This is a genomic window from Mesorhizobium sp. WSM4823 (genome assembly GCF_055811195.1).
Map to the genome: position 1 here is coordinate 57571 of NZ_JBVVQL010000020.1, position 11505 is coordinate 69075.

Annotated in this window: 17 protein-coding genes; 7 read left to right on the forward strand and 10 right to left on the reverse strand. The window is 57.9% G+C overall.

Going from position 1 to position 11505, the window contains the following annotated elements:
* Positions 1 to 22: 22 nt before the first annotated feature.
* Positions 23 to 316: a hypothetical protein gene (locus AC0L26_RS29605; protein WP_473635748.1), complete on the reverse strand. Its 294-nt coding sequence runs from the start codon at positions 314 to 316 to the stop codon at positions 23 to 25.
* 142 nt (positions 317 to 458) lie between these two features.
* Between AC0L26_RS29605 and AC0L26_RS29610 the strand changes: the two genes are divergently transcribed.
* On the forward strand, positions 459 to 677 hold the full coding sequence (locus AC0L26_RS29610; RefSeq protein ID WP_473635749.1) for a hypothetical protein: 219 nt from the start codon (positions 459 to 461) through the stop codon (positions 675 to 677).
* Positions 678 to 684: 7 nt separating this feature from the next.
* Here the strand turns inward: AC0L26_RS29610 and AC0L26_RS29615 are convergent, their stop codons facing one another.
* Positions 685 to 1524: an ATP-dependent DNA ligase gene (locus AC0L26_RS29615; protein ID WP_473635767.1), complete on the reverse strand. Its 840-nt coding sequence runs from the start codon at positions 1522 to 1524 to the stop codon at positions 685 to 687.
* Between the two features lie 175 nt (positions 1525 to 1699).
* Here AC0L26_RS29615 and AC0L26_RS29620 point away from each other — a divergent pair, with 175 nt between their 5' ends.
* Both AC0L26_RS29620 and AC0L26_RS29625 read left to right on the forward strand, forming a co-directional pair.
* Positions 1700 to 1891 carry a DUF3606 domain-containing protein gene (locus AC0L26_RS29620; RefSeq protein ID WP_473635750.1) on the forward strand — a complete coding sequence of 64 codons (192 nt, stop codon included), beginning with the start codon at positions 1700 to 1702 and terminating at the stop codon, positions 1889 to 1891.
* The gene (locus AC0L26_RS29625; protein WP_473635751.1) at positions 1888 to 2073 is read left to right on the forward strand and encodes a hypothetical protein; all 186 of its coding nucleotides are present in this window, start codon (positions 1888 to 1890) and stop codon (positions 2071 to 2073) included. Before AC0L26_RS29620 ends, AC0L26_RS29625 begins: the two co-directional genes overlap by 4 nt.
* A 279-nt stretch (positions 2074 to 2352) precedes the next feature.
* On the opposite strand, the gene AC0L26_RS29630 is transcribed toward AC0L26_RS29625, so the two are convergent.
* The 4 genes from AC0L26_RS29630 to AC0L26_RS29645 all read right to left on the reverse strand — a co-directional run bounded on the left by AC0L26_RS29630 (position 2353) and on the right by AC0L26_RS29645 (position 4484).
* On the reverse strand, positions 2353 to 2571 hold the full coding sequence (locus AC0L26_RS29630) for a KTSC domain-containing protein (protein WP_473635752.1): 219 nt from the start codon (positions 2569 to 2571) through the stop codon (positions 2353 to 2355).
* A gap of 71 nt (positions 2572 to 2642) precedes the next feature.
* Positions 2643 to 3023 (reverse strand): DUF1515 family protein, encoded by a 381-nt coding sequence (locus AC0L26_RS29635; protein ID WP_473635753.1) that lies wholly within the window; start codon positions 3021 to 3023, stop codon positions 2643 to 2645.
* Positions 3024 to 3202: 179 nt separating this feature from the next.
* Positions 3203 to 3481 carry a hypothetical protein gene (locus tag AC0L26_RS29640; RefSeq protein ID WP_473635754.1) on the reverse strand — a complete coding sequence of 93 codons (279 nt, stop codon included), beginning with the start codon at positions 3479 to 3481 and terminating at the stop codon, positions 3203 to 3205.
* Between the two features lie 121 nt (positions 3482 to 3602).
* Positions 3603 to 4484, reverse strand: coding sequence for a lysozyme (locus AC0L26_RS29645; protein WP_473635755.1), 882 nt, complete (start codon positions 4482 to 4484; stop codon positions 3603 to 3605).
* On the opposite strand from AC0L26_RS29645, the gene AC0L26_RS29650 reads away from it, so the two are divergent.
* Positions 4483 to 5826, forward strand: a complete 1344-nt coding sequence (locus AC0L26_RS29650; protein ID WP_473635756.1) for an O-antigen ligase family protein — start codon at positions 4483 to 4485, stop codon at positions 5824 to 5826. The genes AC0L26_RS29645 and AC0L26_RS29650 overlap by 2 nt on opposite strands.
* A gap of 74 nt (positions 5827 to 5900) precedes the next feature.
* Here AC0L26_RS29650 and AC0L26_RS29655 read toward each other — a convergent pair whose 3' ends face one another.
* Complete coding sequence (locus AC0L26_RS29655) at positions 5901 to 6806, reverse strand: hypothetical protein (protein WP_473635757.1); 906 nt, start codon at positions 6804 to 6806, stop codon at positions 5901 to 5903.
* Between the two features lie 131 nt (positions 6807 to 6937).
* Here AC0L26_RS29655 and AC0L26_RS29660 point away from each other — a divergent pair, with 131 nt between their 5' ends.
* On the forward strand, positions 6938 to 7303 hold the full coding sequence (locus AC0L26_RS29660; RefSeq protein WP_473635758.1) for a hypothetical protein: 366 nt from the start codon (positions 6938 to 6940) through the stop codon (positions 7301 to 7303).
* A 327-nt stretch (positions 7304 to 7630) separates the two neighbouring features.
* Here the strand turns inward: AC0L26_RS29660 and AC0L26_RS29665 are convergent, their stop codons facing one another.
* Both AC0L26_RS29665 and AC0L26_RS29670 read right to left on the reverse strand, forming a co-directional pair.
* On the reverse strand, positions 7631 to 7891 hold the full coding sequence (locus tag AC0L26_RS29665; protein ID WP_473635759.1) for a hypothetical protein: 261 nt from the start codon (positions 7889 to 7891) through the stop codon (positions 7631 to 7633).
* A complete protein-coding gene (locus AC0L26_RS29670) occupies positions 7888 to 8334 on the reverse strand; it encodes a class I SAM-dependent methyltransferase (protein WP_473635760.1) in 447 nt (148 codons plus the stop codon). Before AC0L26_RS29670 ends, AC0L26_RS29665 begins: the two co-directional genes overlap by 4 nt.
* A gap of 123 nt (positions 8335 to 8457) precedes the next feature.
* Here AC0L26_RS29670 and AC0L26_RS29675 point away from each other — a divergent pair, with 123 nt between their 5' ends.
* Positions 8458 to 9099 carry a GDSL-type esterase/lipase family protein gene (locus tag AC0L26_RS29675; protein WP_473635761.1) on the forward strand — a complete coding sequence of 214 codons (642 nt, stop codon included), beginning with the start codon at positions 8458 to 8460 and terminating at the stop codon, positions 9097 to 9099.
* Positions 9100 to 9105: 6 nt separating this feature from the next.
* Complete coding sequence (locus AC0L26_RS29680; protein ID WP_473635762.1) at positions 9106 to 10164, forward strand: acyltransferase family protein; 1059 nt, start codon at positions 9106 to 9108, stop codon at positions 10162 to 10164.
* Positions 10165 to 10261: 97 nt separating this feature from the next.
* On the opposite strand, the gene AC0L26_RS29685 is transcribed toward AC0L26_RS29680, so the two are convergent.
* Positions 10262 to 11386 carry a hypothetical protein gene (locus tag AC0L26_RS29685; protein ID WP_473635763.1) on the reverse strand — a complete coding sequence of 375 codons (1125 nt, stop codon included), beginning with the start codon at positions 11384 to 11386 and terminating at the stop codon, positions 10262 to 10264.
* Positions 11387 to 11505 lie beyond the last annotated feature (119 nt).

The following is an 11505-nucleotide window of genomic DNA, read 5'->3' on the forward strand; positions in this document are numbered from 1 at the left end:
CCTATCTGCCGGTCGGCCACTTTCAGCCCCTTCGTTCGAAAGTTGGCTTCCAGTCGCGATTGCGCGCCCGCTGCTGGCCTTCGTAGTCAGGAATGAATGTGAAGAACACCGGCCGCCGGTCATGGCCGACAGCCTTGCGACTTGAGCAGACAAAGAGCCCGACCAGGTCGTCATGCATCGAGCCGTGGTCACGGCCGAGCCTGTCAATCAGCGCCTGGATGTCAAGCTTCGTCGATTTGCAGCACATCGGGTGTCCGCAATTGACATAGATGGTTTCGCGGGTGGCCAAGGTCTCGGCGAGGGTCTTTTGGGGCATGGCGATCTCTATTGAAGGGCTCGCCGCAATGGGGAGGAATATAATCCTGAGACCGGCGCCGGCAAGGGGTTTGCAAGCCTCGTGCCATTAGCGTATCCTAATTTATTGTACTGAGATTGTGAGGCAACAAGGGGAGACGGCTATGGGGAAGCATCTGTGGTTAGGCCTGGCGTTAGCATTCTCGGGAATACTTTTGAACACCATGGCCGCTGAGGCAAAGGCTTTCAAAAACTTCCAAGGCAAGGAATGCAAGAAAGACTACAAACGGCTTTGCCCAATGACACCGATCGGCAAATGCGATCTTCAAAGCATGATTGATCAGCTATCCCCCGCATGCAAAGCGTTCGTTGAGAAGCACTAGTAGGGAGTCAATTCTCCTCCCAGAAATCCTGCAGTGATGCGTGCCGAAGGTCTTCCTCGCCCCGGAGGTGCTTCACGCGGGCTTTGATACCCGGCTTGACCCACTGTGTTGCCGGCCGCTTTGGCATGTCCTTGGGCGGTGGCCCGGCATGTTCCTGGACGCGCTTCCACAACCGCTCCCGCATCTCGCGATTGACACTGACGAAAGCACTGCCGACATACTTCCGGGTGTCTGGCTCGGCCATCAGAGCAAACGCGGGCTTACCCCGCTCGCGTTCGACGCCGAGTAGTTCAAACTCGCTTTCGGTGAAGGATTTTGTCTTCAGCCAATTGGCAGTCGGGCCGCTGCGGTATTTGCTATCTCGACGCTTCGATACCATCCCTTCCAGACCGGCCGCGTCGATTAGATGATAGATCGCATTAGCCTCGCCTGGCATCGTCTCGCTGAACTGGATGCGGCTGTCAGACCCTATAAGGCCGGCCAGGATTTCCCGCCTGTCCTCCAGCACCATGTCGCGCAAGTCATGGCCGTTGAGATGCAGCAGATCGAACGCGACGAAATAGAGGTCGTGCTGGCGCCTGGTGATTGCCTTGCGCAGGGCGGCAAAGTCCGAAAGGCCGGCCTCATTCAAGACGACGACTTCGCCGTCGATGATGGCATTCTCGACGTCCAGCGTTCGCGCCGCCGCAGCTAGGTCGCGGTATTTGGAGGTCCAGTCGAGTCCGCGGCGGGTGAAAATCCGCACACCATCGGCGTCGATGATGATCTGGGAGCGGTAGCCGTCGAATTTGGCTTCATGCATCCAGTCATCGCCTTGGGGCGGCTTGGCGACCAAGGTAGGCATCATCGGAGGAATGAACTCGAGCCGGCCGACGCCGGTACTTACAATTTTACGCACCCACTCGATTCTAGGTGCCGGCTTTATATTAGCCAGAGTGAACAGATCGTGATTCCGCAGCCTTGCGGAAACAAAAACAGCTTGTCGGCGTTGCCATCGATCCAAAGCTCATCAGGAGGACGACATGGCCGACGATAAGAGCAAGCGAGACTTTCGCGATCGCAATCGCGTGTCTGCCGACGAACATTATGAGGTGGAGTATTTCGCCCGCGAGAATGGCGTGACGATCGAGCAGGTCCGCGAGCTCATCAAGGCCAACGGCAACGATCGGTCAGCGCTGATAGAAGCCGCGAGGGCATTGCGGGAGAGGAAATGAGATATCCGACCAACAATTTAGGCACCGGCTTCAAGGGCAGAGATCACGACCATCCGGTTAAGCCCGATGCGCAGCATTTCGAGCATTGCCCCATATGCGGGCAGGATTTCGACATGCGCGATCTCGGCCAGGTACTCCATCACGCGAAGTCAGAGCATCAACCGCTTCAGCCTGTGAATTGAAAGCCCGCGCCCCACGGGGGGAAGGACGCGGGCTTGATCGGCAATCCGATCGGACAGCATTTGTCTACGGGAATGCTGCAAGAGCTCAAACTATCCTGCCAAGCCTTTGTTCCAAACGAAAAAAGCCCGCCGCACCTTTCGGCACGGCGGGCGACACTCCTCACTCGTTTACCAGGCACAAGGGTGTGGGCGGGGGTGATGTGCCTGGCGCAAAATCCTATGCGCGCCGGCGGCGCTGCGTCTACCAACCGGCAGTTGGAATGTTTCAGCTATCTGCCGTCAATCAGGATCCTTACCGGCCGCAACCCGACGATACCGGAAGTGATTGCGGATGTAGTCGTTGAAGAAGCGGCCTTTGGCGAAGGCTGCTTTGAACGCGGCGAAGGTCTCAGGCGGCACTTCCTCAAATTCGTATCGTTTGCCGCTGGCGACGAACCACACCGAGAGCACTTGGCGCTCCGGATCGTATTCCGTTTTCCGTATTGAGGTGGATGGCATGACACGGCTCGATTAAAGCCGGTCAACGGTCCGAGCAGCCGTCGCGTTCCTTGTGATTTTCGTTGATCAGGCTAAGGCGGCGGCCGGCCGGTCAGCCATGTATAGACGCCGATCAGCCAGCCGGCGACCGACACCACGCCGATGCCGATCCTGATAAGCCAGTGGCCAAGCGTGCCGGCACCCTGCGCCCGTTGCCGAAGCGCGACCACATCGTCCGATACGGCCTTGACGGTGTCGACCTTGTTCTTGACCGACAGCATGTCGAATTCGAGGCTGGCCGTCCGCAGCACCATCTCGTCTAAGCGACGATGGACATTCGCACGGCTCTTCGAACTCGCGACCTCCGATTCGCTGACATCCTGCTTTAGATCGTCCACTTTTTCGTCTATTGCCTTGACGGTGCCGGTGAGCTCGCCAAGCAGGCGGTAGATTTCGTTCAGACTTGCCGGCAATGCTTCGACCCCTTTATTTCAATTCGGCGCGGCGCCCGGCGCTGGCCTTGCTGTGTCGATCGCATTCGTCGGGCTTATAAAGGCCGACGGCGCAACCCGGCGCCATCGTCCGGTCGATCCTGTTCTGATCCGACAGCGTCTTGCCCTGTGCGCCGGCGAGGCTGCTACCGATCGCCGCCCTAAGGGCTGGAACATCGCTGACGCCGGAAGTCCCACACCCCGCCAGCGGTATCGCAGTCGTCAAAATTACGGCTCGCCTCAATTCCTTTGCCAATCGCATCCTGGTTGTCCTTTTCGATTCTGTCGCGAAGCTCTTCCGCGCCCCAATGCTTGACGAGTTGATAGCCGCCCAGTGCGGCGCCCGAGGCGATTACGGCGATTGCGGCCCAGGCAACGATGCCGGAAACGAGCTGGCCGAGCCCAAGGCGGGCGGCAATGAAGGTGATCAGCGCGCTCATACCAGCCACCCTAGAATGACGCCTGTAACGACCCCGGCCGCGAAGATGCCGCCGACCCTCAGAAGGATTGCTCCGCCGACCCGGCTCCAGAAGTCGACATTGTTGCCGCCGCCGCCCATGGTCAGCCCTCCACCGCGCCGCGAATGTCCTGCACTGCGGCGATGATCTGGCGGCGCAGCAGGATGACGACAACGAGAATCACGATGGCCAGCCCGCCGATCGCCACAACGGCCTGCCAGTCGGCGCCGAGCAACCCGGCAAGCCCAGCGCCGCCGCTTCCGAAGATACCGGTCAGCCAGCCCCAAAGATTCGTTTTCTTCTTCACCTCATGCTCGACGGCGAGAGGAACAATCGGCTTGTCGACGGAAACGGGAACCTCGACCTTCACCGGCTGTTCCACGATGATCTTGTCGGAAGCGGGAATAGTGCCGGCCAGCGCGTCGCGCAGCTCCTTCTCGACGTTGATGCGTCGCCCGCTCTTCCAGTCGATCGAGCCGTTCGGCCGCACGATCGCATATTCCGTCATCGTGCCGTTGTTCGACCATTTGCCGTCGAAGAACAGGTCGCGCTCCCTCTCCCGGCGCGGGATGATCGAAGCCGGCTTCCGGTAGCTCATGAAGGCCTTCCTTGCCTCGGCGACCTTTCCGGCCTTGAACAGCTTCACCCATGAGGCCTTGCCGATCTGGCCAGTGTTCCAGTGGAACGACAGGGCAGCAGCGAACTGCGCCTTGGTCAGCACCGTGCCGGCAAAGGCCTTGCGAACGGCATCAGCGTAGTTGTCGAGCGCCCAGACATAAACCCGCAGACAGTGCTCCAGCGACTGTTTCTTGCCGATGTAGCGCTCGACCGCATGCCCGGTCGCCGAGGTCAAGCCGACGCTCCAGGTCCACACCCCTACGCTGTCCTTGTAGGCCTGGCGCACGATGGCTTCATGGCCGGCGATCTCCATCGCGACGTCATAGTCGACGACGGTCGCCGCGCCGGCTGGCACGATAGTGTTCATGGCTGTTCCTTTCCGCCCTCGCGGGCAGGTTTGTTTGTTTCAGGGTGAAAATTCGCGTGATCTAGCGGCGGTCAATAAAACCGGCTATGAAGCGCGCGTGGTTTGTAGGGGATCACTAGTGCCGATCTATAAAGACTTGTGGGCGTGGTCATTCGCCCTGGCGGTTTGCGGGTATCCGATTGTCGGTATCCTGTCAGCCACCACACAAAACGACGGTTTGTCCGTGCTATTCCGTGTGTTGGTTCTACTGCTTACCGCGGTGTGTTTTCTGTTTCTGGACCACCGGAAAGGCCTTCGGTTCGGCAGTATTTGGCTGCTTTCCCTCGCCACACTGTACGCGGTAAAGCTCTGGCTCGATGTTCAATACGATGTTCTTGGCGCGCAGGATGCCATGGTGTTCGCGCTGGTAACCTCGATGGGCCCGGCCATTTTTCTGGCTGCATCGAACCCAAGGTGGTTTGAGGCAAACACCTCATTGGCCGTTTTTATCGTCTGTTCGGTTGCCGTCGCCGCGCTTCTGTGGCTGGAATATAGCGGCGCCGTTGTCCTGTCGCGAGACCCATCAAACCGCGTGAAACTGGACACACTCAACCCGATTTCGATAGGCCACACAGCGGTCACCGCGTTAATCGCCGGGTATGCCCTATTCCAACATGTCGAGCGCAAATCCGCGAAACTTGCCATTGCCACAGTGTCCGCCGCAGCGATCTTCACCATTTATCTAGCAGGAGCTCGCGGCCCCCTGATAGCCTTGGGCGCTTGCACCGTTGTCCTTCAACTGCTCCGGCCCAAATTCGTCAGCGCGGTGTGGGCGATTATCATCTGTATCGGCGTGGTTCTGGCGCTGGCTCTTGTCGACATAACGCCATTCATCGACAAGTTTCTCCTCGCCACGGTTGGCGAGGACCGATCATCCTCGGAACGGCTCAGTTCCATCGCCCTATCGTGGGATTTGTTCACCCAATACCCATGGCTCGGCTTTGGGACGCAGCTCCCCGTCTGGCGCTACCCCCACAACCTGTTCATGGAAGTCCTTCAGGCCATGGGCCTGGTCGGGATGGCGATCTTCTGCATGGTGCTGGTGCGGCTGTATTCCGCCAGCAGCTTCATGGCGGACTTGCGCTTCCCACTGCTCCCGCTTCTTACGACGCAGTTCTTTGTCGGGGCTCAGTTTTCCGGATCGCTTTACGGCTCAAGCTCGCTTTGGATTGTGATGTCCGTGCTGATCTTCCGCGCCAATGCCATGAAGAAGATCACCTATCCTTCCGGGATTTTGCGGAGAAGGCCCTACGGATATAAGGGTAGGCGAGGAATACAGCCAGAATTACCCAGCACGCGATGACCCACAGAGCGAGTGAGTTGGCGAGAAAATCATTGAGAAAGCCTGGCTTGTAGATCGAACTTCTCCTCTAGTGTTTATTTCTGGAGTTCGCGCAGGAAACGTAGGGTAGCCTGCCACCATTCCGCCTTGTCATCCCATATGGCTGAACGGTGCGTCGGACCACTGTCGCGAATGGTGCCCCACAGGACAATCCCGTCAGCCAGGCGCCGGCATGTGTCGAGTTCGGCATACCAGTAATCGCCCGGCAGAAATGCAAACGTCTTTGGGAACTGCGGCCACAAAAAGCAATAGACCGGTTTACCAGCCGATATCCGTCGCGCTTCCCGAAGGTTGGCTTCAGCATAAACCACCCATGCGTCTTTATCCCCATAGAACGTATAGAGGGAGGGGTATAGGTCATCGACATACGGGATGAGGCCGGCAGCTAGTTTCGAGTTCGCTTGCTGCCAAGCCGCGAAACCGCTGTCACCATTATACCCGTTTGCCCTCCAGTAATCACGCACCGGCAAGACGCTGTAGAGGCCAATTCGAACGCTCGGATCAGCATTCTTGAAGGAGGCTAGCGTCTGCTGGTATTTGCTTATTGAAGCAGCTTGGCCATCCCCCTCCACGGGCCAGTGTTCAATATCGATGACGAGATGGTCGTTGGTTCTCGGCTGCTGTATCGCCTCTTTTACCTGAGCCGAATTCGGGACGCCAAGTCCTAGGATATGGCCATCCACAACCGTCATTCGTTCCATGCCGAACTGCCGGAAGTCCTTCGGGCCACCATCGAAATTCAAATGCTCGAAGATCTTGAACTCAGCCCCTAGACTTGGGGATGCGAAGCCAAGGAACACAGCGATCAAATATGCTTTGTAGGGCATGGCGCCGCAATCTACAGCGGCAAGCAAACTGGTCAACCCTGTATATGGCGATAGCGTCAGCGTCTTCCAGTCCGCGCCGCCAGCGCTATCGGCCACCTTGTACCACTTGGCCACCGATCCTCCTGACGGTACAGTGTTTCGACGGTGTCGCCGTACGGTAGTGTTCACAGCCGTGGCTTTCCGCCCAGTGATTGTGATGGCAGTGGGTTGTGGTATTGTCCGCGCTCGAAACTGGGGCGAGCGGCATGAACAGTGTTGTCGAATTGATCGAAGGTCGCTTTTATCGACATCCGGAAGGCGGGACATTCAAGGCCGGCAAGATGAACCTGGCGAAGACCACCGACCCCGTCGAGCGCGCCGTCGAGTGGGTGTCCGGCGGCGGCGCATCCGCGCATGCTTGCTATCTTTGCTACGCGCCGATGTTTTCCCTCAAGCCCGACGACCAAGTGTTCGCGCCGTTATCGGATGAACAGGCTATGGAAATCGAGGCTCGCGTGATGCTTGGTGAGTATCAGGCCGGCAAGCGCACCACTCCGGTCGTGCGCAGGTCGCTGCTTACTGTCCTTACGGAGATGCCCACCGAATGGCGGACAAACGTCGCAAAGACCTGATCATCCTTGGTGGGCCGTGGGCTCGACACAGCGCGGCTTTTCGAGCGAATGCTGCGCGGACGGCCGGCGAAATCCACACAACCGACCACGGCCTAGTGAAGTTGATTGACGGCCTTTGGGAAGTCTTGAGGAGTGGCGACCTAAACGAGGCCGACGTCGTCCGGAACGCGCTGCGTCCGCCGAACTAGCCGACGGCCGTGGCTCACCAAGTCCAACCAAGCAGAGGGAAGAGAAGTGCAAAAGGGAGGAACATGAGGACCATCATGAAGAAGAACGGCCAAAACCCGGGGCCGGAAAAATAGTCCTCGAGCCTCGACCTCAGTTCTTTCACGATGAACAAATTGCTCCTGCCATATAGACGAGATTGCGAGTCGCGACCCTGGGCGCGAACCTCAAAAGCCCCGATCGAACCTGATATTTCAACCAACCCTTTGCCCTGCCGGCCAATTGCTCGTAAGCGAGGTCATGCGGAAAAACCATCAGCCGTTCGACTTTTAACCCCGATGTCTTCAGCAGGTTTTCGAAGGATAGCGGCGTGTAGAAATTGATGTGGCCGTACTTGCCGGAGATCCGTATCGCCCTGCTCATAAAGCGGTGTTCTCCAGCGGCACCTCGACATAGAGCTTTTTGCAGACCCTGGCCGCTTCCGCCAAAAACATGCGCTCGTGCTCGACGTGCTCGACGACATGAATGGCGAGGCCGAGATCGTAAGATTTGTCGGCGTGAGGAATGTGGTAACCGTCGAACATCTCGACGCTCTTGAGGTTGGGGATCTTCCGCTTCTCAATCTCTGCCTTGCCGGAACTGGAGATTTCTACAGCGCCAAGGATCTTTCCGATCTTGCGCTTGTGCAGTTTGTCCAGCACCGCACCTTCACCGGCGCCGATGTCCAGGATCGTATCGAAAGACTCGCCGCCCGCGATATTCAGGATATGGCCGACCGTCTGGTTCGATGTGATTTCTCGTTTGAGCGACACTTTGCCGTCGGCATAGTAGTCGTCATACATGGCGATGATGCCGTCTGCGCTCATAGAACTCCCCGGTCGTGATCGTGGCGAACGTGCCATGATGCGCCTATCGCGTCTAGTCCCAATGGCTTGCCTCGATCAGCCTCAATCAGTTACAAACAACCCGCACCGGGGGATTCCGCAACAATGTCGCTGACAAAGGCAAAGGGTGTCCTTTCTGTTTGGAAGGGCCGGCTGCTCCCCAGAAAAACCGTTCCCTGGCAAGATCATTGGACCGCGCGGACCTACATGATCGCCGCTAATCTGCGTTGGCTTGGTCCAGGCAGTCTGATCCTGGTCGGGGATTCCAACCTTGAGATGATCCCTCCACATGCACTTGAAGGCCTCAATGCGGTCAACGCTGGCTTTGGAGGCGCCACGGCGGAGAACGTGCTGGCGTCGATCAAATCTCCCATGGTTGCGGAGGCGTTGAAAGAAAACCCGTCGTCGAAAGCGATCATACAGGTCGGAACGAATGACAGCCGCGTCGGAGCAGAGCCGAATGCTGTTGCGGGAAAGACGATGCTGATCAATTCGTTCTTCGACAGCATAGGGACTAAGTCGGTCATCTTCGCGATCCCGCCGATCGAAGAGAAGAAAACCGCATTCAGATCGGCGTCCGTCGCCGCTGCCATCAACGACGCGACACGCCAGGCGTGCCTTAGGAGTGGGGTTCCTTTTGTCGACCCCTACATCGCAATTCGCGGCTCGAATGACGTGACTGAGGACGGCATCCACTTGACCCGAGGCGCGATCACAGCGCTCGTCGACGCCATTCGAGCGGCTTAGGTTATTATGATCAGAAAAGTCCCGACAATCTCTGGACTGCACTATCTTCGGGCGATCGCCACCGTGCTGGTCGTCGTGACTCACAACGTAAGTGCCGCTTCTCTGGACAAATATTTCGGGCCAGGAATGCTGACGTCGTTTTTTACGAGCGGCGGCGGAGAAGTCGATTTCTTTTTCATGATGAGCGGCTTCATCATGGTCGTGACGGCCACAGATTCCGCGACGGGCGCCCCGAGATATACACCGCTCGAATTTCTGTTCAGGCGGGCAGTACGCCTGCTGCCAATGCTCTATCTTGCCGTGGTCTTTTATAATGTAGCGCTCATAGTGTCCGGCGCGCCGCCTGATTTTTGGGGGTCGCTTCGTGCGCTCACAATATGGCCTGTCGGAGAGGTAGTTCCGTCAGTTGCTTGGACGATCCGCTATGAGGTCGTTTTCTACGCTGTTTTTGCCTTGTGTTTCCTCGTCCGCCCGCAGTTCTGGTGGTTTATTCTGCTTTGGGCGGCATTGCCGTTGGCGCGATACGCTATGACGGGCTCATCGGAAGAAACCGACACTTTGGCTTCGTTCATTTTCAGCCCGTTCAATATCGAGTTTGGAATTGGGGTCCTGCTCGCGTTGGCGATGCGCAAATGGAAGCCAAGCTATGCGTTCTCCGGTCAGATACTTTTCCTGATCCTGCTATCTTTGGGCCTGCGCGCGTTTGTTGTGTATTTTGGCCTGGAGATCAGGACGCTGACAATGGTGCTCTCAATCGCACCATTGCTGCTCATCACTATGTTGGTTGCTGTTGGCACTAGAACCACGCGCGAAAGCCGGATTGGTATCGCGCTAGGCGATGCGTCATACTCGATCTTCCTATTTCATCAACCATGCATGCCCGCCACGCTTATGATTTTAGCCAAAACAATGCCGTGGCTGCCATCCAGTGTAGCCGCGATAATCAGTTCCCTGGTTGGGATCGCAGTCGGTTACCTGGCGCACATTCTCATCGAGAAGAGAATTCAACGGTACTTTGAGGCGGGCAAAACGAAGCCGAAATTGCAGCCCAGCCCGGCTCAATAGTGTGCCCTGAGCGGCGTCCTTGCTGCGCCATGCGATCATTGCCATTGACGTTTAGGTGTTGGCGAACATGCCTTCCCAGTCGGAGTCCACTACTATTCTAAATGGCGCCGTCGCAGAGAGCGGCGACAATCGCGTTGAACTCCGCAATGAAGCCCTCATCGTTCGGGTGCTGACCCAGCCCCTCCGCCACGAAGTCGTAGGCGTCAGTCTGAATGACGCGTCTGGCTCCGAGCTCCTTGTATGCCTGCCTGATGCCACCCACCTGGTTCTGGTAGTTGTACGTGGCGTCCGCCTGCCATCGCCACGGCATGATGGGCAGAATGTTCACGAGAGGTACACCTGCGGCAATCCACCTGTTCACGTAGTCGAGGGTAGCCTGCCGCATCTGCGCATAGGTCAGTCCTCCGATGGCGTCGTTCGTACCCAGGGCAGGAATGACGAAGTGATTCGTGCCACCTGTGATGGCCGTCGCGATGCGAACCATCGACTGCATCCGAGAAGCGGTGAAGCTCGCCATGGCGTAGGAACCATGCGCAGCCCTCATCACGTAGAGACGCGGATTAGAGCCGACGGCCTTTATCCCGAAACGCATCAGGGAGGTGATCTCCACAGCTACCGACCCGGTGTTGGTGATCGTGTACGCTCCGCTGGCGGCCTGACCTGTGACTCCCGGGGCGGCCAGCACGTCGCTTCCCGTCGCTGCAGTGTTGACCGTGGCGTATGGTGTGCCATTGAAGGCAAACTGAAGCTGTCCCGACGCAACCCCCTGATACGTCACGTCGATCTTCTCGTAGGCTGCCGCAGCAAGATTCAGCACCTGAGCGGGCTGTAGCATCAGAGAGAAGCCCACCGGTCCGTTGGCTCCGTAGGTGGGCGTTGAGGGATTGGTGAAGGAGATGCCGTGAAAGGCATTTCCTCCCGATGTGTCGGCATTGTCGAAGCTGACAAGAACTGCCTCGTCCGTCGCGATGCCGAGGTTGGCGAAACGCGTGATCAGCCCGACGTGGTTGCTTCTCGGATTGGAAGCGAAGGCACCGTTGCTGATGCTGTCGCCATTGATAATCAGGCAAGAGCCCGTGGCGATCTGCGACATGAGTGCGGCGCGAAGCTTGCGGAAGCGCGACCCGAAGGACGGCCACTCGGGGAGTGACACGAGCACGCCGTTGACCAGAACCTTCCCAGGTCCCCAGAACCCTTTCCCCATCTGGGGTATGGCAGTCACTGCGAACGTGCCGGGCGGAACATATGGATTCGGGTGCGCAGCTGCGTGTTTCGGTAATTCCCGGACACCCTTTTCGCTAAATCCCGGACAGTGATTTCAGTAATTCGCGGACAGCGATT

What these genes read in the sequence shown, in the direction of transcription:
- AC0L26_RS29630 (WP_473635752.1), bottom strand. Translation starts at nt 2,571, where the DNA reads ATGCCATCCACCTCAATACGGAAAACGGAATACGATCCGGAGCGCCAA.
- AC0L26_RS29670 (WP_473635760.1), bottom strand. Translation starts at nt 8,334, where the DNA reads ATGAGCGCAGACGGCATCATCGCCATGTATGACGACTACTATGCCGAC.
- AC0L26_RS29660 (WP_473635758.1), top strand. Translation starts at nt 6,938, where the DNA reads ATGAACAGTGTTGTCGAATTGATCGAAGGTCGCTTTTATCGACATCCG.
- AC0L26_RS29605 (WP_473635748.1), bottom strand. Translation starts at nt 316, where the DNA reads ATGCCCCAAAAGACCCTCGCCGAGACCTTGGCCACCCGCGAAACCATC.
- AC0L26_RS29625 (WP_473635751.1), top strand. Translation starts at nt 1,888, where the DNA reads ATGAGATATCCGACCAACAATTTAGGCACCGGCTTCAAGGGCAGAGAT.
- AC0L26_RS29665 (WP_473635759.1), bottom strand. Translation starts at nt 7,891, where the DNA reads ATGAGCAGGGCGATACGGATCTCCGGCAAGTACGGCCACATCAATTTC.
- AC0L26_RS29680 (WP_473635762.1), top strand. Translation starts at nt 9,106, where the DNA reads ATGATCAGAAAAGTCCCGACAATCTCTGGACTGCACTATCTTCGGGCG.
- AC0L26_RS29615 (WP_473635767.1), bottom strand. Translation starts at nt 1,524, where the DNA reads ATGATGCCTACCTTGGTCGCCAAGCCGCCCCAAGGCGATGACTGGATG.
- AC0L26_RS29650 (WP_473635756.1), top strand. Translation starts at nt 4,483, where the DNA reads ATGGCTGTTCCTTTCCGCCCTCGCGGGCAGGTTTGTTTGTTTCAGGGT.
- AC0L26_RS29675 (WP_473635761.1), top strand. Translation starts at nt 8,458, where the DNA reads ATGTCGCTGACAAAGGCAAAGGGTGTCCTTTCTGTTTGGAAGGGCCGG.
- AC0L26_RS29610 (WP_473635749.1), top strand. Translation starts at nt 459, where the DNA reads ATGGGGAAGCATCTGTGGTTAGGCCTGGCGTTAGCATTCTCGGGAATA.
- AC0L26_RS29620 (WP_473635750.1), top strand. Translation starts at nt 1,700, where the DNA reads ATGGCCGACGATAAGAGCAAGCGAGACTTTCGCGATCGCAATCGCGTG.
- AC0L26_RS29645 (WP_473635755.1), bottom strand. Translation starts at nt 4,484, where the DNA reads ATGAACACTATCGTGCCAGCCGGCGCGGCGACCGTCGTCGACTATGAC.
- AC0L26_RS29640 (WP_473635754.1), bottom strand. Translation starts at nt 3,481, where the DNA reads ATGAGCGCGCTGATCACCTTCATTGCCGCCCGCCTTGGGCTCGGCCAG.